The organism is Glaciihabitans sp. GrIS 2.15 (genome assembly GCF_035984695.1).
In the GTDB taxonomy this organism is placed as follows: Bacteria; Actinomycetota; Actinomycetes; order Actinomycetales; family Microbacteriaceae; genus Lacisediminihabitans.
In genome coordinates this window covers 458,132-480,361 of sequence record NZ_JAXCHU010000002.1, presented here as the reverse complement: position 1 = coordinate 480,361, position 22,230 = coordinate 458,132, and the positions used below count along the sequence as shown (strand labels likewise).

Annotated in this window: 21 protein-coding genes; 17 read left to right on the top strand and 4 right to left on the bottom strand. The window is 64.0% G+C overall.

Annotation, left to right across the window (positions count from 1 at the left end):
- Positions 1–319: 319 nt before the first annotated feature.
- Complete coding sequence (locus tag RCH11_RS04615; RefSeq protein ID WP_327055801.1) at positions 320–934, bottom strand: arginyl-tRNA synthetase; 615 nt, start codon at positions 932–934, stop codon at positions 320–322.
- A gap of 110 nt (positions 935–1,044) precedes the next feature.
- Between RCH11_RS04615 and argS the strand changes: the two genes are divergently transcribed.
- From argS to prmC, 9 genes are all read left to right on the top strand, one after another.
- On the top strand, positions 1,045–2,706 hold the full coding sequence (argS, locus tag RCH11_RS04610) for an arginine--tRNA ligase (RefSeq protein WP_327055800.1): 1,662 nt from the start codon (positions 1,045–1,047) through the stop codon (positions 2,704–2,706).
- 4 nt (positions 2,707–2,710) lie between these two features.
- Entirely contained in the window at positions 2,711–3,601 is an 891-nt protein-coding gene (locus tag RCH11_RS04605; protein WP_327055799.1) for an LmeA family phospholipid-binding protein, read from the top strand.
- Positions 3,598–5,043, top strand: coding sequence for a diaminopimelate decarboxylase (gene lysA, locus RCH11_RS04600; RefSeq protein ID WP_327055798.1), 1,446 nt, complete (start codon positions 3,598–3,600; stop codon positions 5,041–5,043). The genes RCH11_RS04605 and lysA overlap by 4 nt, the downstream gene beginning before the upstream one ends.
- Positions 5,040–6,359: a homoserine dehydrogenase gene (locus RCH11_RS04595; protein ID WP_327055797.1), complete on the top strand. Its 1,320-nt coding sequence runs from the start codon at positions 5,040–5,042 to the stop codon at positions 6,357–6,359. The genes lysA and RCH11_RS04595 overlap by 4 nt, the downstream gene beginning before the upstream one ends.
- On the top strand, positions 6,359–7,441 hold the full coding sequence (gene thrC / locus RCH11_RS04590) for a threonine synthase (RefSeq protein ID WP_327055796.1): 1,083 nt from the start codon (positions 6,359–6,361) through the stop codon (positions 7,439–7,441). Before RCH11_RS04595 ends, thrC begins: the two co-directional genes overlap by 1 nt.
- 26 nt (positions 7,442–7,467) lie before the next feature.
- On the top strand, positions 7,468–8,406 hold the full coding sequence (thrB, locus tag RCH11_RS04585) for a homoserine kinase (RefSeq protein WP_327055823.1): 939 nt from the start codon (positions 7,468–7,470) through the stop codon (positions 8,404–8,406).
- A gap of 180 nt (positions 8,407–8,586) precedes the next feature.
- Positions 8,587–10,698, top strand: coding sequence for a transcription termination factor Rho (rho, locus tag RCH11_RS04580; RefSeq protein ID WP_327055795.1), 2,112 nt, complete (start codon positions 8,587–8,589; stop codon positions 10,696–10,698).
- Positions 10,699–10,718: 20 nt separating this feature from the next.
- Complete coding sequence (gene prfA / locus RCH11_RS04575) at positions 10,719–11,801, top strand: peptide chain release factor 1 (RefSeq protein ID WP_327055822.1); 1,083 nt, start codon at positions 10,719–10,721, stop codon at positions 11,799–11,801.
- A 19-nt stretch (positions 11,802–11,820) separates the two neighbouring features.
- Complete coding sequence (gene prmC / locus RCH11_RS04570; protein WP_327055821.1) at positions 11,821–12,693, top strand: peptide chain release factor N(5)-glutamine methyltransferase; 873 nt, start codon at positions 11,821–11,823, stop codon at positions 12,691–12,693.
- Positions 12,694–12,920: 227 nt separating this feature from the next.
- Here the strand turns inward: prmC and RCH11_RS04565 are convergent, their stop codons facing one another.
- From RCH11_RS04565 to RCH11_RS04555, 3 genes are all read right to left on the bottom strand, one after another.
- A complete protein-coding gene (locus tag RCH11_RS04565; RefSeq protein WP_327055794.1) occupies positions 12,921–13,895 on the bottom strand; it encodes a hypothetical protein in 975 nt (324 codons plus the stop codon).
- Positions 13,896–14,179: 284 nt separating this feature from the next.
- A complete protein-coding gene (locus RCH11_RS04560) occupies positions 14,180–14,794 on the bottom strand; it encodes an HAD-IA family hydrolase (RefSeq protein WP_327055793.1) in 615 nt (204 codons plus the stop codon).
- Complete coding sequence (locus tag RCH11_RS04555; RefSeq protein ID WP_327055792.1) at positions 14,794–15,423, bottom strand: HAD family hydrolase; 630 nt, start codon at positions 15,421–15,423, stop codon at positions 14,794–14,796. The genes RCH11_RS04560 and RCH11_RS04555 overlap by 1 nt, the downstream gene beginning before the upstream one ends.
- A gap of 96 nt (positions 15,424–15,519) precedes the next feature.
- Here RCH11_RS04555 and RCH11_RS04550 point away from each other — a divergent pair, with 96 nt between their 5' ends.
- The 8 genes from RCH11_RS04550 (at position 15,520) to atpA (ending at position 22,221) form a co-directional block, all read left to right on the top strand.
- On the top strand, positions 15,520–16,227 hold the full coding sequence (locus RCH11_RS04550; RefSeq protein WP_327055820.1) for an L-threonylcarbamoyladenylate synthase: 708 nt from the start codon (positions 15,520–15,522) through the stop codon (positions 16,225–16,227).
- A 2-nt stretch (positions 16,228–16,229) separates the two neighbouring features.
- Positions 16,230–17,447, top strand: coding sequence for an MraY family glycosyltransferase (locus tag RCH11_RS04545; protein ID WP_327055819.1), 1,218 nt, complete (start codon positions 16,230–16,232; stop codon positions 17,445–17,447).
- Positions 17,444–17,902 (top strand): hypothetical protein, encoded by a 459-nt coding sequence (locus RCH11_RS04540; RefSeq protein WP_327055791.1) that lies wholly within the window; start codon positions 17,444–17,446, stop codon positions 17,900–17,902. Before RCH11_RS04545 ends, RCH11_RS04540 begins: the two co-directional genes overlap by 4 nt.
- Before the next feature lie 195 nt (positions 17,903–18,097).
- Complete coding sequence (gene atpB / locus RCH11_RS04535) at positions 18,098–18,817, top strand: F0F1 ATP synthase subunit A (RefSeq protein WP_442788998.1); 720 nt, start codon at positions 18,098–18,100, stop codon at positions 18,815–18,817.
- Positions 18,818–18,893: 76 nt separating this feature from the next.
- Complete coding sequence (gene atpE, locus RCH11_RS04530) at positions 18,894–19,133, top strand: ATP synthase F0 subunit C (protein ID WP_147784898.1); 240 nt, start codon at positions 18,894–18,896, stop codon at positions 19,131–19,133.
- Positions 19,133–19,699, top strand: a complete 567-nt coding sequence (locus tag RCH11_RS04525) for a F0F1 ATP synthase subunit B (RefSeq protein ID WP_327055790.1) — start codon at positions 19,133–19,135, stop codon at positions 19,697–19,699. The genes atpE and RCH11_RS04525 overlap by 1 nt, the downstream gene beginning before the upstream one ends.
- A gap of 2 nt (positions 19,700–19,701) precedes the next feature.
- Positions 19,702–20,496, top strand: coding sequence for a F0F1 ATP synthase subunit delta (locus RCH11_RS04520; RefSeq protein WP_327055789.1), 795 nt, complete (start codon positions 19,702–19,704; stop codon positions 20,494–20,496).
- Positions 20,497–20,583: 87 nt separating this feature from the next.
- The gene (gene atpA / locus RCH11_RS04515; protein ID WP_327055788.1) at positions 20,584–22,221 is read left to right on the top strand and encodes a F0F1 ATP synthase subunit alpha; all 1,638 of its coding nucleotides are present in this window, start codon (positions 20,584–20,586) and stop codon (positions 22,219–22,221) included.
- Positions 22,222–22,230: the final 9 nt, after the last annotated feature.

The window sequence follows — 22,230 nt, the reverse complement described above, 5'->3', positions numbered from 1 at the left end:
GGACTCTAGACAAGCTCTATTTTCTCTGATCAGGAAGGCATTCTCGGTTTAACGCGCCGCTAGACACCCAGCCCGATCGGTGGATCGAGGCTTAGCGCCAACCCGGTCTTTCGCACGACGCAGCTCACCGAAGAAGCCCGGCGCTCCGACCGAGACTCGTCGTCGCTAGAGCCGTCAGTAGATCTCGGCATGCCGCGGACCTCGCCTTCTTCACCAGCCACCGAGCGGATCTCATGCTTCCTGGCCGGGACGTTCTCGCAGCATCCACGAGCGGCATTCAGATGATTTTTGGCAGCCGGCCCGGCTCAGCTGATCTGAATTATTTCAGTGCCGCGAGCGCCGTCGTCACGAGAGTGCTCGCGTCTGCGGCCGATCCGAAGTAGACGGATGTCGCGACCAGCCAGTATGCGCCGCGGAACACATCGACCCGCCCGACTCCACCACTCGTTGAGAAGTAGGCCGCATCGCCGAGTCCCGACGCCGGAGTACCCGTCGCGGCGGTCGTTTTCAGCGACGCGAGTTCCGCCGCAACGGGGCGGGCGACAGCGAAAGCGAAGGTGTCGCCACTGGTCTGGTTAAGCCAGTTGCACGCGGTGCCATTGTCAGCGACCGCCTTGGCCGCGGCAGTTCCGGACTTCGGCGAGAAACCGGAGTCCAGCCCGAAATTAGGGTTGAAGTCGTACACGGCCTGGGCCGAGATGAGGGTGCCACAAGGAATCTTGGTCGCCGTAGCGGCCGCCGCGCTCGGAGTCGGTGTCGGTGAAATTGTCGACGACGGTACCGGATTTGCCGAGGGGGAGTCCGTCGCCGTCGGGCTCGAAGTCTTTGACGTGCCCGGCTCTGGGACGCACGCGGCGAGCCCGAGTGCCACTGTCGCGGCGAGCGCGACCACGATAACGGTCGACCGCAATCGAGAGTCTGCGATGGTATTCATAGTATGAGAAGCCCCCTGGTGTGCGTGGTTCCATCCTCGCTCAATCCGGTTGATCGCACCGCGGGGCGCGCCAGCCGGGGAACCTGCCCGCTCCCGTAGAATTGGTGCTCGTGACTCCCGCCGAACTCTCCGCCCAGCTGCTCGTTATCGTCAGCGGCGCGCTCGAGCGGCGCGGTGCGGATGCCTCGAGCCTGTCGCTCGACGACGTCAAGGTCGAACGCCCCAAGAATCGGGACCACGGCGACTGGGCATCCAACATCGCCATGAAGCTCGCCAGGCAGGTGGGAGTGAACCCGCGGGAGCTCGCTCTCGAGCTGGCCGAGGGCATCCGCTCGATCGAGGGCGTGTCGGCTGTGGATGTCGCTGGCCCCGGTTTCATCAACATCAGCCTCGACGCCGCTGCGGCGGGCGCTCTCGCGAAAGCGATCGTCGAGCAGGGAGCGGCCTACGGCAACGGCACCCTGTACGAGGGCGTGACGATCAACCTCGAGTTCGTGTCGGCGAACCCGACCGGGCCAATCCACCTCGGCGGAGTGCGCTGGGCCGCCGTCGGCGATAGCCTCGCGCGCATCTTCCAGGCCGAGGGCGGGATCGTCACCCGCGAGTACTACTTCAATGACCACGGCGGCCAGATCGACCGGTTCGCCCGCAGCCTGTTGGCGAGCCACCTCGGTGAGCCGACTCCCGAAGACGGATACGGCGGGCAATACATCTCCGACATCACCGCGCGGGTCGTGGAGATCGCTCCCGCCGACCTCGCCACGCTGCCGCGGGATGCCAAGCAGGAGGTCTTCCGCGCCATCGGCGTCGACCTCATGTTCGGCGACATTAAGAACAGCCTGCACGAGTTCGGTGTCGACTTTGACGTCTATTTCCACGAGAACACGCTGCACGAGAACGGCGACGTCGAGAAGGCGATCGCAAAATTGAACGATCTCGGTCACATCTACGAATCGGAGGGCGCGACCTGGCTGCGCACCACCGAATTCGGCGACGACAAAGACCGGGTCGTCATCAAGAGTGACGGCGAGGGCGCCTACATCTCGGGTGATCTGGCCTACTACCTCAACAAGCGCGAGCGTGGCTTCGAGCGCAACCTGATCATGCTGGGCGCAGACCACCACGGTTACGTGCAGCGCCTCATGGCCATGACGGCAGCCTTCGGCGACACTCCGCGGGTAAACCTCGAGATCCTCATCGGCCAGATGGTCAACCTGCTCAAAGGCGGCACGCCCCAGCGCATGAGTAAACGTAACGGCACTGTCGTGGTGCTCGAAGACCTTGTCGAGGCTGTGGGCGTGGATGCTGCGCGCTACGCACTCGTGCGCTCCTCGAGCGACTCGCAGCTCGACATCGATCTCGACCTTCTGACCAAACGCACCAACGAAAATCCCGTCTTTTACGTGCAGTATGCGCACGCTCGTACCCGGTCTGTTGCTCGCAACGCGGCGGACAGCGGAGTCGATCGCAGTGCCTTCGACGCCTCGCTGCTCACGCATGAAACCGAGAGCAGCCTGCTGGGTATCCTCGCCGAGTTCCCCCGCGTCGTCACCCAGGCCGCAGAGCTGCGCGAGCCGCACCGGGTCGCCCGCTACGCCGAGGAACTCGCCGGCGCCTATCACCGCTGGTACGACAACTGCCGGGTAACACCCCTCGGCGACGAAACGGTGACCGATCTCCATCGCACCCGCCTGTGGCTGAACGACGCCACTGGCACGGTGCTGTGCAACGCCCTCGGTCTTCTCGGCGTCTCGGCGCCGGAGCGGATGTAGGGGCATGGCACCACAGGACGGCAAGCCGTACGACTGGAACCTTGGCCGATCGGGACGCCAGTATCCGGAGGATTTCTCCTCGAACGACCCCGATCTGAACGAATCTGATTCCGACCCATTCGGCTTCGTCGAGACGGAGATCGTCCGGCGTCGCGGCCGTGGCTGGATCGGTTTCGGCATTTTCCTAGTGATCGTCATCACCGGTGCAGTCGTGCTCGATAACGTGGCTCGGGGCTACGTTGGCGGGTTGATCGAGGCCAAGGCGCGCAGCTCCCTCGCCCTTCCGGACTCGACCCCGGTGACGGTAACCGTCGGCGGCACCTCGGTGCTCTATCAGGCTGCGACCGGCAAATTCGAGCGAGTGGATGTGGCGATTGCCAAGCTCGGAGTCGGCGACCTCAGCGGCAAGGCCATCCTCACCGTCACCGGAGTGCCACTCCGGCAGTCGAAGCCGATCGAGAGCGCACGGGTCGCTGTCGTTATCTCAGAGGATGAGTTGAAGAAACTGCTCGCGGGATTCACGACCCTGCCGGTCACTTCGGTGAAAATCGCCTCCGGAGCCGTGCAGATCGGAACGACAGTCACCGCGCTCGGTGTGGCCGTCCCGGTAATGATCGCCTTCGTACCTTCGGCAGTAGACGGCCAATTGGCGCTGAGCCCGAAGTCGCTCGTCGTCAACGGTGCCACAGTGACCCCCGCAGGACTTCGCGCCACCTTCGGTGCTCTCGCGGACCCGGTACTTGCGACGCAGAAGATCTGTGTGGCCAAATACCTGCCGAAGCAACTTCCCCTTGATTCCGTAACGGTAAAGGGATCGTCGCTCGAACTGGCGGTCGCCGGAAAAGCGGTCACTCTCAGTTCGGCGCTCCTCACTAATAAGGGAGTGTGCGCGTGAGCGCGAATCCGCTTGCACCCGAGTGGCTGAAGCCCCCTACCGATGCCAACGTGTTGCCCGCTACGGTGTGGTCGCAGAATGCCGGCCGTGCGGAATCCGGGATGCTTGAGGTGGCCGGTGTCTCAGCATCCGCTCTCGCTGCCGAATTCGGCACTCCGCTCTACGTGGTGGATGAAGCGGACGTGCGAGCCCGCGCCGCCGAAGCCCGGGAGTGCTTCGACCGGGAGTTCGGGCGAGTGGGCTCGGCCGCGAAGGTCTACTACGCCGGTAAGGCGTTCCTTTCCACCCAGATCGCCCGCTGGGTGACAGAGGCGGGGCTCTACATCGACGTCTGCAGTGCGGGGGAGCTCGCGGTGGCGCTCGCCGCCGGGGTCGATCCCATTCGCCTCGGCTTCCACGGCAACAACAAATCACTCGCTGAAATCGATCGCGCGGTCCGAGCGGGCGTCGGCGTGATCGTGATCGATAGTCTCATCGAGATCGAGCGAATCGCGGATGCCGCGGCCCGCCATTCCCGGGTGCAGTCGGTGCGTCTCCGCCTCAACAGCGGGGTGCATGCCCACACGCACGAGTACCTTGCCACGGCCCGCGAGGACCAGAAGTTCGGTATCACGCTCGCCGATGCGCCCGCCGCGGTTGCCCGCATTCGTTCCCATGATTCGCTGCGCTTCCTCGGCCTGCACTCGCACATCGGATCGCAGATATTCGAGTCCGACGGCTTCGTCGAGTCGGCAAAGCGCTTGCTCGCCCTTCACGCTGAACTGCTCCGTGGCGGCCCGATTCCCGAACTCAATCTCGGCGGCGGATTCGGTATTGCCTACACGTCCGTCGATACGGCACTCCCAACACCCGAGATCGCGGCCCGGTTCGCGAATATTGTCGCGAGCGAGTGCGCGAGACTTGGCATCCCCGTTCCCGTGGTCGCCGTCGAGCCCGGTCGGTCGATCGTCGGACCGTCAACTTTCACGCTCTACGAAGTCGGCACGATCAAGGACGTCGAGGTGACCCTGCCGCATTCGGGCACTGCGATCCGCAAATACGTGAGTGTCGACGGTGGCATGAGCGACAACATCCGCACTGCCCTCTACGCCGCTGACTACTCTGTGCGGCTGGCAAACCGCGCCTCGACGGCGCAACCCACCCTCGTGCGCGTCGTCGGCAAGCATTGCGAGAGCGGCGACATTGTGGTGCTCGCCGACTACCTGCCGGGGGATGTCGTCCCCGGCGACCTGCTTGCAGTGCCCGCCACCGGCGCCTACGGCTGGGCAATGGCCAGCAACTACAACTACCTCGCCCGTCCGGCAGTCGTCGCCGTGTGCGATGGAGTCGCCCGGGTGATCGTGCGCGGCGAAACCGAGGCGGACCTACTGTCGCGCGATGCCGGAGCAGGCCCTGATGGCGTCAATGCGGCGGCCGGCGTCACTGAAGAAGGAGCACCATGATCGAGTATCGCAACCTGCGAGTGGCCCTTCTCGGCGCCGGATCGGTCGGCGCCCAGGTGGCGGCACTGCTGCTCGAGCACGGCCCGGAACTCGCCAACCGCGCGGGGGCTGGGCTCGAACTCGTGGGCGTTGCCGTGCGCGACCTCGGGGCGACGCGTTCTACCGAGATTCCGAAAGAACTCCTGACGACGGATGCCGAGTCCCTCATCCTCGGCGCCGACATTGTGATCGAGCTGATGGGTGGTCTCGAACCGGCCCGCACGCTCATCCTGCAGGCCCTCAACTCCGGCGCGGATGTCATCACCGGCAACAAAGCGCTGCTCGCGACCCACGGTCCGGAGCTCTTCGAGGCCGCGGAGCAGGTCGGCGCGCAGCTGTACTACGAGGCTGCCGTCGCCGGGGCGATCCCGATCATCCGACCGCTGCGTGACAGCCTCGCCGGTGACCGGATCAAGCGAATCCTCGGCATCGTGAACGGCACCACCAACTTCATCCTCGATCGCATGGACACGGCGGGGGAGTCCCTTGAGGCCGCCCTCGCGACGGCGACCGAGCTCGGCTATGCGGAGAAGTCCGATCCCTCGGCCGACATCGAGGGCTATGACGCCGCCCAGAAGACGGCGATCCTCGCGAGTCTCGCATTCCACACCACAGTTCCGCTCGAGTCCGTGCACCGCGAGGGCATCTCCGGAGTCACGCTCGAGCAGGTGGAAGCGGCGCGAAAGGCCGGCTATGTGGTCAAGCTGCTCGCCATCTGCGAGCGACTGACCGATGCCGATGGTGTCGAGGGCGTGTCTGCGCGCGTCTATCCCGCGCTCGTTCCCTGCGATCATCCGCTCGCCGCCGTCCATGGTGCCAAAAACGCGGTGTTCATCGAGGCCGAGGCCGCGGGGGATCTCATGTTCTACGGAGCCGGAGCCGGCGGCATCGAGACCGCGTCCGCGGTGCTCGGCGACCTCGTCTCTGCCGCTCGTCGCCACGTGATCGGCGGGCCGGGTGTTGCAGAGTCAACGCACGCCAACCTGCCCATCCTGCCCATCTCGCGTGTTATCACGCGCTACCAGATCACACTCAGCGTCGTCGATGCTCCTGGGGTACTCGCGGTGGTCGCCGCGCTCTTCAGCGAGCACGGGGTATCCGTCGAAACGCTCACCCAGTCCGTCTACGGTGGCGTAAGCACCTCCACGCCCACCGCTACCCTTGTAATTGGCACGCACGAGGCATCCGAAGCCGATCTCGCGGCGACCGTTCTTGAGCTCGAGTCGAGCGATGTCGTCGTGCGGGTCACATCCGTATTGAGAGTAGAAGGTTCATAATGGCCCACCAGTGGCGCGGAGTCCTCCGCGAGTATGCAGACCGTCTCGATATCTCGGACGCCACGCCCATCATCACACTCGGCGAGGGCGGCACACCGCTCATCCCCGCACCCGCGCTCTCGGCGCGTACCGGCGCGAAGGTCTGGGTGAAGTACGAGGGCATGAACCCCACCGGATCGTTCAAGGACCGCGGCATGACCATGGCCGTCTCGAAGGCCGTCGAGGCGGGCGCCAAAGCCGTCATCTGTGCCTCCACCGGCAACACGTCGGCGGCTGCTGCCGCCTACGCCAGCCATGCCGGTATCAAGGCCGCCGTGCTCGTGCCCGAGGGCAAGATCTCGATGGGCAAACTCGCCCAGGCGATCGCGCACAATGCGGAGTTGCTCCAGATCCGTGGCAACTTCGACGACTGCCTCGAAATCGCTCGTGATCTCGCGGCACATTACCCCGTGCACCTCGTCAACTCGGTGAACAATGACCGCATCGAAGGTCAGAAGACCGCCGCCTTCGAGGTCGTGGAGGTGCTCGGTGACGCCCCGGACATTCACATCGTTCCGATCGGCAACGCGGGCAATTACACCGCGTATTCCCGTGGCTATGGTGAATCCCTCGCCCGCGGAGACTCGACGAAGCACCCGCGGATGTTCGGCTTCCAGGCCGCTGGAAGCGCACCGATCGTGCTCGGTAAGGTCGTGAGGAATCCCGAGACCATCGCCAGCGCGATCCGCATCGGCAACCCGGCTTCGTGGGCACTCGCTCTCACCGCTCGCGAGCTGACCAATGGTTACTTCGGGGCGATCTCCGACACGCATATCCTCGAGGCATATCGAATCCTCTCCGCCGAAGTCGGCATCTTCGTGGAACCCGCCTCGGCGATCAGCGTCGCCGGACTGCTCGAGCGCGCCGCGGCCGGAGAGATCCCGCGCGGGTCGACCGTGGTGCTCACCGTCACCGGTCACGGCCTCAAGGACCCGCAGTGGGCCCTGAAGACCGCCGACGGTTCGGCTATCACGCCGACCGTGGTGGCCAACGATACTGACGAGGTGGCTGGCGTGCTCGGTCTCGCCAAAGTCAGCGTGTGACCACATTCGTTTCTCCGTCGGCTTCTATTAAGGCGTTCGCCGGGTTGTCGGTGACCGTTCGCGTCCCCGCGACCACGGCGAATCTCGGTCCGGGGTTCGACACCCTTGGCCTGGCGCTGTCGCTCTACGACGAGCTCACCGTCACGGTGCGCGATACCCCGGGTGCGACGGTCGAGGTGATCGGAGTGGGCGAAGGGGAGGTCCCCACCGATGAGTCCAACCTCGTGGTGCGGGCCATCGCTTACACCTTTGCCGCCTGCTCGCAGCCGCTGCCTGGCCTCGACCTCGTGGCGCGAAACAATATCCCGCATGGTCGGGGTCTCGGGTCATCCGGTGCTGCAATAGTCTCGGGGATCATGGCCGCCAAGGGCCTGCTCGACGGCATCGTCGACCTCGACGCGGGGTCTCTGCTTGCCCTCGCGACGGCTCTCGAGGGCCATCCCGATAACGTGGCACCGGCGCTTTTTGGCGGTCTCACTATTGCCTGGACCACGGATGCCGGACCACAGCACAAGAAACTCATGGTGCACCGTGGAGTCTCACCGCTCATCGCGGTGCCGGAGTCGACGATGTCGACCGAGCTCGCGCGCAGCCTGCGCCCGGCCTCTGTTCCCCACGAAGACGCGATCTTCAACGTCTCTCGGTCGGCACTGCTTATCGCTGCACTCATCCAGAGTCCCGAACTCCTGCTTGCCGCGACCGAAGATAAGTTGCATCAGAGTTACCGGGCTGCGGCCATGCCCGAAACCGAGTCTCTCATTCTCGAACTGCGGTCACTCGGGCTTCCGGCCGTGGTCTCCGGCGCCGGCCCATCCATCCTCGTGCTCTGCAGCGACCCCGCCCAGCGGCTCGTCGCGGCCGAGCTCATCGCTGCCCGATCCGGCTCGCCGTGGCAGTCTTTGCTGCTGGCTGTTGACTTCAAAGGTGCTACAGTGACAGTGCTTCAGGTAGAAAATTCGGCTTAACCGAAAACCCCAGACAGCACCCATCAGCAATCGCTTCGTCACTACCCCAGCTTTCCCCGCGCAGTTGCGAGAAATCGCACAGGCGCTACCCGAAGCGAAAGCGCCGAACGTCAAACTCTCCCGCAAGGTTCACTTGCACCTGTCAGGTGCGGAACTTGTTCGGGGAAAGGAACCCTCTTAGTGACTGACCTCACTGTCCGTGCCACGGCAACGGACTCCATCGCCCTCGCCAAACTCCGCCTCCCCGAGCTTCAGGCTCTCGCGGCGCAGTTGGGCCTCAGCGGCTCGTCCAAACTTCGTAAAGGAGAACTCGTGGACGCAATCTCCGAGATCCAAAAGACTGCCGAATCCGCCGCGCCGGTTGCAGACGCGCCGATTGTTGATGCACCGGTTGCAGACGCACCGGTTGTTGACGCGCCGGTCCTTGACGCGCCGGTCGCAGACGCGCCGGTCGTCAAGAAGCGTGCTTCGCGCCGCGCCAGCACTTCGATCGTGGACGCCGGCGCCGCAGAGGCGCCCGTCATCGAGTCGACACGGCGTCCGGTCACCACCCGTCGCACCGCACCGAAGGCCGTCTCAGAACATGCCAACAGTGCCGAGAGCGGCATCGACCACATCCTCGGCCAGGAGGCGGAGCGCGTGGCCCAGGCCGACGCCCAGGCCGCCGAGTCGCAGCTGAAGGACGGACTCGATCGCATCCCCGGCCAGGAGGCCGAGGCGGAGGCGCAGGCGGATGACGCCCAGCCCAGCCGAAATTCGCGCAATCGAAATCGCAACCGTGGCGACCGCCAGCAGGCCGACGGTGCTCCGGCGCAGAGTAGCCAGGCGGCGCAGAATGGCCAGGCGGCGCAGAACAACCAAAATGGCGAGCAGTCCGACGGACAGCGCACCAGCGGTCGTAATGCCAACAGTCGCAACCAGCAGAGCAACCAGGGCGGAAACCAGCAGAACGCGCAGGGGGATCGCCAGCAGAACGGCAACACCCGCCAGCAGGGCAACGACCGCCAGCAAAACAATAACGACCGTAACCAGCAGCAGCTGCTCGAGGACGACGACCGCGGCGGACGCAACCGCTACCGGGACCGAAAGCGTCGCGGCGCTGCCGGAAACGACGACTTCGAGCCGGAGATCACCGAGGATGACGTGCTCATCCCGGTCGCCGGCATCCTCGATGTGCTGGACAATTACGCCTTCGTGCGCACGAGTGGTTACCTCCCGGGCAACAACGACGTCTATGTCTCCCTCGGCCAGGTGAAGAAATACAACCTGCGCAAGGGCGACGCTGTGGTTGGAGCGATCCGCCAGCCTCGCGAGAACGACAACTCCGGTCGCCAAAAGTACAACGCCATCGTCAAGATCGACTCGATAAACGGGCTTCCCGTCGAGCAGGCTGCCGACCGTGTTGAATTCGGCAAGCTGACGCCGCTCTACCCCACGGAGCGCCTACGCCTAGAGACCGAGTCGGGCAAGCTCACCACCCGCATCATCGACCTCGTCTCGCCGATCGGGAAGGGCCAGCGTGGCCTGATCGTGTCGCCGCCGAAGGCGGGAAAGACTCTGGTCCTGCAGGCCATCGCCAACGCCATTGCGAAGAACAATCCAGAGGTCCACCTCATGGTTGTTCTCGTCGACGAGCGTCCGGAAGAGGTCACCGACATGCAGCGCACGGTGAAGGGTGAGGTCATCGCCTCGACTTTCGACCGTCCAGCCGAAGACCACACCACCGTCGCCGAGCTCGCTATCGAGCGCGCGAAGCGGCTCGTGGAGCTCGGACATGATGTCGTCGTTCTTCTCGATTCGATCACCCGCCTTGGTCGCGCGTACAACCTGGCTGCTCCGGCATCCGGTCGCATCCTCTCGGGTGGTGTCGACTCGTCAGCTCTCTACCCGCCGAAGCGCTTCTTCGGTGCCGCTCGCAACATCGAGGATGGTGGATCGCTCACGATCCTCGCCACCGCGCTGGTCGAGACCGGCTCCAAGATGGACGAGGTCATCTTCGAGGAGTTCAAGGGCACCGGCAATATGGAGTTGCGCCTCTCACGTCAGCTTGCTGACAAGCGCATCTTCCCGGCCGTGGATGTCAACGCGTCGGGCACCCGTCGCGAAGAGATGCTCATGGGCGTCGACGAGACGAAGGTCAACTGGAAGCTCCGTCGGGCACTCGCCGGGCTCGAGACCCAGCAGGCGCTCGAGCTCGTGCTCACACAGCTGAAGGACACCTCGTCCAACGTCGAGTTCCTCATGAAGATCCAGAAGTCGCTTCCGGGCGCATCCGGGTCGAAAGAGGACTAATCCCGATGGCAGACTCTGGCATATTCGAGTCGGTGAAAACACTGCTGGTCGAGCATGCGGATCTGCAGGAGCAGCTCGCTGACCCCGAACTCCACTCCAACCCAGCAAAGTCGAAGAAGGTCAATCGGCGCTACGCCGAGCTGAGCCGAATCGTCGACGCCTATAACCGGTGGATCGCCCTCACGGACGATTTTGAGGCTGCGACCGAGATGGCGGCGGACGACGCGTCGTTCGCCGAGGAGCTTCCGAACATCAAGGCCGAGCTCGACGTGATGGAGGAGCGCCTTCGCCGGCTGCTCATCCCGCGCGATCCGAACGACGGTCGCGACGTGATCATGGAGATCAAGATGGGGGAGGGAGGGGCCGAGTCTGCGCTGTTCGCCGGCGATCTCCTGCGCATGTACCTGCACTACGCGGAGTCCAAGAGGTGGAAAACCGAGATTATCGAGCAGACCTCGAGCGACCTCGGCGGCATCAAGGATGTGCAACTCGCGATCAAAGGCAACTCGACGGACCCGGCGGAGGGCGTTTGGGCTCATCTCAAGTACGAAGGCGGCGTGCACCGCGTTCAGCGTGTACCGGCGACCGAGTCGCAGGGACGCATCCATACCTCGGCGGCTGGCGTGCTTGTCTTTCCCGAAGTGGATGAGCCAGAAGAGGTCGAGATTAGCCAAAACGATCTCAAGATCGACGTCTACCGCTCAAGCGGCCCCGGCGGCCAGTCGGTGAACACCACAGACTCTGCCGTGCGCATCACCCACCTCCCCACCGGGATCGTCGTGGCGATGCAGAACGAGAAGTCGCAGCTGCAGAACCGCGAGGCCGGCATGCGCGTGCTTCGGGCCCGGGTGCTCGCGCGCCAGCAGGAGGAGATCGACGCCGCGGCATCCGTCGTGCGCAAGAGCCAGATCCGCACAATGGACCGGTCCGAGCGCATTCGCACCTACAATTTTCCCGAGAATCGCATCGCCGACCACCGCACGGGCTACAAGGCGTACAACCTCGATGCCGTGATGAACGGAGCTCTCGAGCCGGTTATCCAGTCCGATATTGAGGCCGATGAAGAGGCTCGGCTCGAAGCACTCGCCGGCGACGCCGACTAGTTCCGCCCCGTTCCACGCCATGATCGCAGCCGAACTCCCTACCATCGCGACCGTGCTCGCGCGTGCCGTCGACCTGCTTACGCAGGCCGCCGTGCCCTCGCCCGATGTGGATGCCGAGCTGCTGATCGGCTTCGTGCTCGGGATGAGCCGAGGGGGGGTGCAGGCTAAGGCCATCATCGGCACCACCGTGACTGCCGCTGATGTGGCCACGATCGCTGCACTCGTGGAGCGTCGCGCGGCTCGCGAGCCCCTCCAGCACATCACCGGTCGGGCGCCGTTCCGTTCACTCGAGCTCGCGGTCGGGCCCGGGGTTTTCGTGCCGCGCCCCGAGACCGAGCAGGTTGCCCAGTTCGCCATCGATGCCCTGCGTGCGGCGGCGGGTCCCGAGCCGATTGGGATCGACCTCGGCACGGGAAGTGGTGCGATCGCGCTGGCTCTCGCCACCGAGGTGCCGCACGCCCTGGTCTACGGCGTCGAGAACTCGCCCGAAGCGTTCATCTGGACGCTTCAGAACTTCCACGAGAGCGGCGCTGACAATGCTCGTGCCGTGTTCATCGACCTGGGCTCGGCCCTGCCGGAGCTCGATGGTACGGTCGCGGTCGTCGTCTCGAACCCTCCCTATATCCCGCTGGGCGCCATCCCGCGTGACCAGGAGGTACGACTCTTCGATCCCGAGCACGCGCTCTACGGCGGCGAAGACGGGTTGGATGTCGTGCGCCAGGTCTCGCAGACGGCACGGCGCCTCCTGCACACGGGCGGCACACTGGTGCTCGAGCACGGCGAGTTGCAGGCCGCCGCGATAACGCACATCCTCGTTGCCGACGGATGGCGCGCGATCGCCACCCACCCGGACTTCCTCGGTCGCGACCGCGCGACAACCGCCCTGCGCTGAGACCGACGGGCTCTGCAGCTCTGCTGCGGCGCGGCTCAACTGCTCTGCCGCTCAGCTGTTCTGCCGCTCAACTGCTCTGCCGCTCAACTGCTCTGCCTTCGACGGGCCAACCCGAACATTGCGAGCCAACGTGCCGGCCCCGTGTGCACGCGCTGCCGAACCCGTGCGCGACCCACCAATGCGCCCGTGAGTGACACCCGCGCCCGCCCTTTTGGGCGCCCGTGTCACTAACGGGCGCGGCGGATAGGTCGAAGCCCCAACGACAGCAGCTTGGCTCGGAGGGCGGGACGTGATCGAGCCTCCCGCCAGTCCCACCGGCTCACCGTGGTGTCCTGCGCGCGAAGTCGATTCTCGCGATTCTTCTCGTCGATGACGACCTGTGCGGTCGTCCGTCCGTGGGTGTATTCGGTTCTGATGTATTTCCCCTCGCCATCGAATTCTCCGATTCCCCGCACGTCGATCCACCAGAAGTCCACCTCCATGGCGCCTTTCTCGTCGGTGAATACGACCTGCAGCTCCGGAGGCGGAAACCCGAGGCGGTGGATGTTCACCCGGCTCACTGACTCACCGACAGATCCCGAAAGACCATTCGCGAATTCTCTCACCGCGCGTGCGCGTGCGTGGCCCGTTGTCGGAAGAAGTGCTTCGAGTTCCTCTTCGAGTGCCTTCTTCGTCATCCTGGCGGCGAGGGGACCTGTTTCGCCCGATTGACGCAGTCGGAGGCTGAAATCGGTCATGGCAACCGCCGCCTCAAAGGACTCGGTTCTGGCGACATCCACAAGGGTGCGACTGAGGCTCGTGATTGCGAAAGGACCAAAGTCAACCACAGAAGCCGGCAGGTCGATTCCGTGCCTGACGATCGAACCAGCCGAACGGCCTCCATTCGCGGTACCCGATATTATCTCGGGACGTATCGGGGGACTGCCGATGAACGGCAGTCGCCAGAGAGCTGCAGCGGAGAGACCGGAGAGGATGAGTGGACCTGGTTCGACAGCGACTGCGGCGGCGATCCGAGCAAGGTACTGATCCTCTGCGCTGAGGTGGCTCCAAATGTCGGCGGGGAGATAGACCCCGGGGCGCAGGCGGACGAATCGGCCACGCTCAGCGCTTCGAAAAAGTGCGCGCCGTTCGCCGGGGGTGAGTGTTTCACGAACGAGCACGAGTTGGGAGGAAAGTAAATCGAGCGGAGTGGGAGAGGCCATGCCGATACCGTGCAGCATGAGCGACTGCCATAGCTTCTCTGCTGCCAAACCTGTGGAGTCCGCGCAGGTCAACGGCGTTGTGAGTGGCTGGATGCCGACTCTGCTCCCGCGAGTGACACGTGCGCCCGAACCTTCGGGCGCACGTGTCACTCGCGGGAGCGGACGTGTCACTCGTGGGCGCGCGTGGGCGCGCGTCGGTCGAAACGGCCGCCAGAGTCACCCGAGCCAAATGCGGATTAGTGGCCAGCGACTCCAGTGCGAACGCGTCGCCTGTTCGAGAATTCTCAGTCCGTGCGCGCGGCCACGAATGCCTCGATCGCGGCGAGGAGCGCGGGGGCATCCGTGAAATGGTGGGCGGTAATTCCGATGCTCAGCGCTCCGTCGATATTTTCCCGCATGTCATCGGCGAAGAAGGCATCTTTCGCGTCGATTCCATAGCGCGCGAGTACCGCCTGGAAGACCTCGGGTTCAGGCTTGCGCGCCCCGTAGTCGGAGGATGTGAAGAGGTGATCCCCAAAGACCGAAACGAGTTCGGGTGCGAGTTGATGCAGGTATTTGCCGGTCAACGGCCCATTATTAGTGAGAAGTGTCACCTGGCCGAATTCAGCAGCGCGCCGCACGGCCGCGATCGAATCTCGCCACGGTTCCATCGCGCCGCCACGAATGCGCACCCAGTCGGCTTCGGATACCTCGACCCCGATCGCGTCGTTGAAGGCGGCGAGGTAGATCTCGGCGTTCGCGAAACCGCCCGCCTCCGCGGCCATCTCCCCTTCCTCGTGCCACCATCGTTTCCGCAACTGTTCGAGTGACAGACCGGTGAGGTCGGTCATGCCGGCCATCCGTCGCTGCCAGTCGTAGCCGTACAGAACTTCGTCCATATCGAAGATGAACAGCAGCATCAGGCGCTCCGGCTTGCAAAGCGGGTGATCGCTTCATCCAGCGCGTCGGTCTGCGGCACGCCCTTCACGTAGGCGAGCTGGTGGGTGTGGATGCCGAGCGCTCGCGCCCCCTCGAGATTGCCGGCCGAGTCGTCGATGAAAAAGGTGTCTTCGGCCCGGGCTCCGTAGCGTGCGAGGGCGAGCTCGAAGATCCGCGCATCGGGTTTACGGACGCCCAACTGGCAGCTGACGAGTCGATTTTCGCCGACGATCGCGGTGACATCTGGAGCGAGCACGGGGAGGGACTCGGCAAATGGCGACGGGTTGTTGGAGAGCAGGGAGACAGTACCGAGAGTGGATGCTCGCCGCAGGGCATCGACGCTGGCCGGGATCGCCGTGCTCGCGAGGGCGCGTGCCTCCTGCCAGTTCTCGAGAGTGAGACGCGAACCGGTCACTCGCTCGAACTCCGCAAGGTATTCGGCAGAGCTAGGCCACTCGCCGGCCTCCGCTCGCTCCTCATAACCGCCGGCCCACCAGGTCTTGGCGAGGTGATACTGGCTCGCACCCGTGACGAGGCTGAGGGCAGGCAATCGCATTCGAAAATCGTAGGCGTAGAGGGTCTCGTCGAAATCGAAGAAATACAGGTCCACAGGGCTCCTACCGGTCACACAAGTGTCTCAGGCCGCAGCGCCGGACCCGTACGTCGCAGGGCCAGCCAGAGACTCCGAAGTAAGATGTCTAGCGATATGGCGACGATCTACAACTGCTCGGAGCAGGACCAGCTTCTCACCGGCATGCGACTCGCGCGGGTCGCCATCGGCCGGGGCGAACTCGTAGTGCTGCCGACCGACACGGTGTACGGCCTTGCGGTCGACCCGTTCAACAACTACGGGGTGCAGCGCCTGCTCGACGCCAAGGGGCGCACCCGGCAGTCGCCTCCGCCGGTGTTGATTCCGGGAATCCCGACCCTTGATGCCCTCGCTGAGACAGTGCCGCCGGAAGTTCGTGCACTCGTAGCCGCTTTCTGGCCGGGGGGACTTACCGTGATCCTGCCGGCGAACCCCTCTCTCGACTGGGATCTCGGCGAGACCGGGGGCACCGTCGCCCTGCGGATGCCGAACAACAGGATCGCCCTCGAGCTGCTTTCCGAGACGGGTCCGCTCGCCGTCTCGTCGGCCAACCTGACCGGGGAAACCGCGGCTCGCACCGCACAGGAAGCCGAGCGGATGCTGGGCGCCAGCGTCGAGGTCTACCTCGACGGTGGAGAGGTTGGCCTCGACTACGAAGCAACCGGCCTCGGCTCGACGATCATCGATGCGACCGGCCTGCTGACCGAGGGCGGGACGCTGCGAATCGTGCGCCACGGGGTGATCACCGAAGCCCAGATAGACGAGGTGCTTGCGCGTATGCCCGCGCTACCGGAGCCCGCAGCGCCACCGGAGCCCGCAGCGTGAGGCTGATCATCTATGTCGGTGCCGGCGGCCTCTCTGCGGTAATCACCTTCGTGTTGGCAACCGTAATCGCCCGGCTCGGTATGAAATATCGGCTCTACCCAGCCATTCGCGAGCGCGACGTGCACAAGCGACCAACACCGCGGCTCGGTGGCATTGCGATGTTCCTCGGTATCATCACCGCGTTTGGAGTCGCGTCGCAGCTGCCGCAGTTCCACCTCATCTTCGCCAAGCCGGGACCGATCTTCGCGATCCTCGGGTCGGCCCTCATGATCGTGCTACTCGGGGTCGCTGACGACATCTGGGATCTGGATTGGGTCACGAAACTTGCCGGACAGATCATCGCTGCCGGGCTCCTCGCTTGGCAGGGAGTGCAGCTGACGAGTCTGCCCATCGTCGGCGGAGTCGTCGTGCTCTCGTCCTACACCGGACTGATTATCACGGTGTTTGCCATTGTGCTGGTGATGAATGCGATTAACTTCATCGACGGTCTTGACGGTCTAGTAGCAGGGGTGGCGATCATTGCAAACGGCGCGTTCTTCATCTACACCTACATCCTCGTCACGCGCATTGCCGCGGCGGAGTACTTCAATCTCGCCCTTCTCATTTCGGCGGTGCTCATCGGAGCCTGTATCGGCTTCCTGCCGCTCAATTGGCACCCGGCAAAGCTATTCATGGGGGATGCCGGGGCGCTCCTGGTCGGCCTGTTGATGGCCACTTCGGCAATCTCAGTGACCGGTCAGGTCGATCTTGCCGCGCTGCAGTTCTCCAAGCAACTCATCCCGGCGTTCATTCCGATCCTGCTGCCGCTCGCTATCCTGCTCATTCCGCTGCTTGATTTCGGTCTCGCGATCTTCCGTCGCTTGCGAGCCGGCAAATCGCCGTTCAGTGCCGATCGCAAGCATTTGCACCACAGGTTGCTCGATATGGGGCACTCGGACGTGCACGCCGTGTTGATCTTCTACTCGTGGACCGCGGTCGTCTCGATCGGTTGTCTCCTGTTCATGTACTTCGATGCGATCTGGGGAGTGCTGTTCGTCATCGTCGGACTCATCGTCTGCACGGCGTTCACCCTTGCACCGCTCAGCAGGCGAAAGGCGGTGGAGGCTACTGTGCAGCTCTCACGTCCCGACGACGAGGATGATGTAGCACAACTCGACCCTCTCGACGAAGCTGCCTACGACGCCACCTCGACCGAAACATCCACTAAGGAAACTTCATGAGCGCCGTTCCCATCCTCAAGCGGATCCTGGCCTACGGAGGTATCCTCGCCATCGCCATCGCGGTTGTCGGGTCAGTGATCGGCCTCATCGTCGCCGGGGGAGTCGGGCTCGTAAGCGCACTCATCGGCACTATCATGGCAGTCGTCTTCCTCGGCATCACCGCCGCCAGCATCGTGGTCGCGACGAAGGTGGCGAAGGGGGATCTCCTGAGCGTTGCGTTCTTCGGAATCGTGATGGGGGCCTGGCTCCTTAAGTTCGTGGTCTTCATCGTGTTGATCGTGCTCCTCAAGGACCAGCCCTGGATCCAGACGCAGGTGCTGTTCTTCACCGTGGTGGTCGCCGTGGTCGGAACGCTCGTAGTGGATGTGGTGGTGATCGCACGGTCGCGGCTGCCCTATGTGAGCGACATCAGCCTGCCATCGGAGGCCCCGGTCGCCCCCGACCGACCCGACTAAAGGTTTGGCTGACCTCATTCTCTTGATAGAGTCTTAACGAAAGCCCCCCTTCTTCTCGCCGCGTGATCACACGCCTCGATTCTGGAGTTAGCGCTGCTACCCCACGTTCTCAATCTCATCCTCCCTCTCGCCAGTGAAGGCGACAGCGGCGGCGGCTTCGTTGGCCCCAACATCGGTGAGTTCTTCCCTCCCGTGGTGCTCTTCGCCGGTACACCCTTCGAACTGAACCGGATCATGCTCATCCGCATCCTGGTCGCGGTCGTGATCATCCTCATCTTCACGCTCGGCACGCGGCGAATGAAGGTCGTGCCGGGTCGCGGGCAGTCGCTTATCGAAATGGGCCTCGACTTCGTTCGCGTCGGCATTGCCGAGGACCTGCTCGGCAAGAAGGACGGCAAGCGCTTCCTACCGATCCTCACCACCTTCTTCTTCATGATCATCGCGATGAACTTCACCGGTGTCGTGCCGGGACTCAACCTGGCAGGTACCGCCGTCATCGGGGTGCCCCTGCTGCTCGCCGCGATCGCCTACGTCACCTGGATCTACGCCGGGCTCCGCAAGCACCCGGGCAAGTTCCTGCGTAATGCGCTATTCCCGCCCGGAGTGCCGTGGCCGCTGTACATCATCGTGACGCCGATCGAGTTCATCTCGACCTTCCTCGTCCGACCGGTCACACATACCCTCCGACTCCTCATGAACATGATCGTCGGCCACCTACTCCTAGTGCTCTTCTTCCTCGCCACCTCGTTCTTCTTCTTCGAGGCGCCGGGGCTGTACAAGCTGTTCGGCATCGGCACGCTCGCCTTCGCCTTCGCCTTCACGCTGCTCGAGCTGCTGGTCATCGTCTTGCAGGCCTACGTCTTCACCATCCTGACCGCTGTCTACCTCCAGCTCGCGCTCGCAGACGAGCACTAACGAACCAGCACGATTTGAACTAGCACGACGCGAGTCGGGCATCCGCCCCTCGCACCATCACGGAAGGAAACACAACGTGGACACCACAACTGTCGCCGCGCTCAGCGGAAATATTGCGACGATCGGCTACGGCCTCGCGGCCATCGGCCCGGCCATCGGCGTCGGCATCGTCGTCGGTAAGACGATCGAGTCGGTTGCCCGCCAGCCCGAACTCCAGGGCCGCCTCACGGTCCTGATGTATATCGGTATCGCATTCACCGAGGCACTCGCCTTCATCGGTATCGCCACGTACTTCATCTTCACTACCGGCCAGTAATGCTGCCGACCATCCTTTCGGCGGCGGCCGCCGAGCCTGCGCATAACCCGCTGATCCCCTCGGTGCCAGACCTCATCTGGTCGTTCGTGATTTTCGTCGTGCTGTTCATCTTTTTCTGGAAGAAGATCCTGCCGAACGTGCAGAAGAACCTGGACAAGCGTTCGGAACTCATCGAGGGCGGCATCAAGAAGGCCGAGAACGCCCAGGCCGAGGCTGCTGCAGCACTCGAGAAATATAATGAGCAGCTCGCTGAGGCACGCGCCGAAGCAGCGAAGATCCGCGACCAGGCTCGCCAGGATGGCACGAAGATCCTGAACGAGCTCAAGGAGCAGGCATCCGCGGAGGCCGCGCGCATCACGATCAATGCGCAAGCGACGATCGAAGCGGAGCGCCAGTCGGCACTCGTCTCGCTCCGCTCCGAGGTTGGGTCGCTCGCGATCGATCTCGCATCGGGAGTCATCGGTCAGAGCCTGGCCGATGACAAGAACGCGGCGAACCTCGTTGACCAGTTCCTTGCCGATCTCGAGAAGTCAGAAAATTCTGCTAAGCCGGGGTCGGTGAACTGAGTATGGGATCAGCGACCAGGGAAGCTCTCGCCGCCTCAAGGGCGGAGTTGTCGTCCACGGGTTCGGCCGACCTGGCCACTGCCAATGAACTGTTCTCGGCCGGCCGGATCGTCGGCGGCTCGGCGCAGCTCACCTCGATGCTGTCGGACACCGCGACGGATGCCACGCAGAAGAGGTCCATCCTCGCGGCAGTATTTGGCACCAATCTCAGTGCGACCACCCTTGAGCTGCTCGGCACCGTGGTCTCGCACCGCTGGTCGAACACCGACGACCTGCTCGCCGGCATAGAAGAACTCGGGCTGCGCGCCGCGGCGGATTCCGCACCGGCCACTGTCAACATCGATGCCGAATTATTTGCCTTCGGAACGGCTGTTTCGTCGGATCCGGAACTCGAATTGGCGGTGAGCAGCAAACTGGGCAGCGCGGAGTCAAAGGTGGCTCTGGTTGACACTCTTCTGGCAAAAAAGGTTTCACCGCAGACGCTCTCGATCGTCCGTCACCTGATGCAGCAGCCGCGCGGCCGCCGCATAGGCGAGTTGCTTCGCACTGCGGCATCGATCGTCGCGGACCAGTCAGGGCTCGCGGTCGCGACGATCACGAGCGCCACGCCGATCCGCGCTGTTCAGCTCGAGCGCCTGCAGAAAGGTCTCGCTGCCAAGTTCGGGCGCGCGCTCAAATTCAACCTGGTCGTCGATCCTGCCCTCATCGGCGGGCTTCGCGTGCAGGTCGGCGACACGGTCATCGACGACAGTGTCGCATCAAAGCTCAAGGATCTCCGGCTCCAGCTCGCCGGATAATCCCTCACCGCCCCTCGGCGACCAGCGCCACCTACACAGACCCCCCCCGAAGCCGGACAGCTTCGCGAAGACAAGGAAGAAACCGAAATGGCAGACCTCACGATCAGCCCGGACGAGATCCGCGATGCGCTTAAGGACTTCGTCAAGTCGTACGACCCCGCGTCCGCATCGACGACCGAAGTCGGCTACGTCATCGACGCAGCCGACGGAATCGCGCACGTGCAGGGTCTCCCCGGCGTGATGGCCAACGAGCTCATCAAGTTCGCGGACGGCACCCTCGGTCTTGCCCAAAACCTGGACGAGAACGAGATCGGCGTGATCGTGCTCGGCGAGTTCGCCGGGATCGTCGAGGGCCTCGAGGTCACCCGCACCGGCGAGGTTCTCTCGGTGCCGGTGGGCGACGCCTACCTCGGTCGTGTCGTCGACCCGCTCGGCGCGCCGATCGATGGCCTCGGCGAGATCAAGAGCGAGGGCCGTCGTGCCCTCGAACTGCAGGCGCCGGGCGTGATGCAGCGCAAGAGTGTGCACGAGCCGATGCAGACCGGTATCAAGGCGATCGACGCGATGATCCCGATTGGTCGCGGACAGCGCCAGCTCATCATCGGCGACCGCCAGACCGGCAAGACAGCCATTGCGATCGACACGATCATCAACCAGAAGGCCAACTGGGATTCCGGCGACACCACCAAGCAGGTGCGCTGCATCTACGTGGCGATCGGCCAGAAGGGCTCGACTATCGCTTCGGTGAAGGGCGCCCTCGAGGATGCCGGAGCTATGGAGTACACGACGATCGTGGCGTCTCCGGCCTCCGACCCCGCCGGGTTCAAGTACCTCGCCCCCTACACCGGCTCGGCCATCGGCCAGCACTGGATGTACGGTGGCAAGCACGTACTGATCATCTTCGACGACCTCTCCAAGCAGGCGGAGGCCTACCGTGCCGTATCGCTTCTGCTGCGCCGTCCCCCGGGGCGCGAGGCCTACCCTGGCGATGTCTTCTACCTGCACTCCCGACTGCTCGAGCGTTGTGCCAAGCTCTCCGACGAGCTTGGCGCGGGATCGATGACCGGATTGCCGATCATCGAGACCAAAGCCAATGACGTCTCGGCATATATCCCGACCAACGTGATTTCGATCACCGACGGCCAGATCTTCCTGCAGTCCGACCTCTTCAACGCCAACCAGCGTCCGGCGGTCGATGTGGGAATCTCTGTCTCCCGAGTCGGCGGGGACGCCCAGGTCAAGTCGATCAAGAAGGTCTCCGGCACGCTCAAGCTCGAGCTCGCCCAGTACCGTTCGCTCGAAGCCTTCGCGATGTTCGCCTCTGACCTCGACCCCACCAGCCGTCGGCAGCTCGCCCGCGGCGCCCGTCTCACGGAGCTTCTGCGCCAGCCGCAGTACTCGCCGTATCCCGTGGAGGAGCAGGTCGTGTCTATCTGGGCCGGTACGAACGGCAAGCTCGACGAGGTCGCCGTCGAAGACGTGCTGCGTTTCGAGCGCGAGCTGCTCGACTACCTTGGCCGCAATACCGAGGTGCTGTCGACGCTCAAGGCTACGAACGTGCTGGACGACGACACGGTGAAAGCTCTCGACGAGGGCGTTGACAAGTTCAAGCTCGAGTTCCAGACCGGAGAGGGCAAGCCGCTCGCTTCGGTGGGAACCGAGCAGTTCGAGGCCATCGAGCCGGAGAACATCGCCCAGGAGCAGATCGTCAAGCAGAAGCGCTAGCGGATCTCG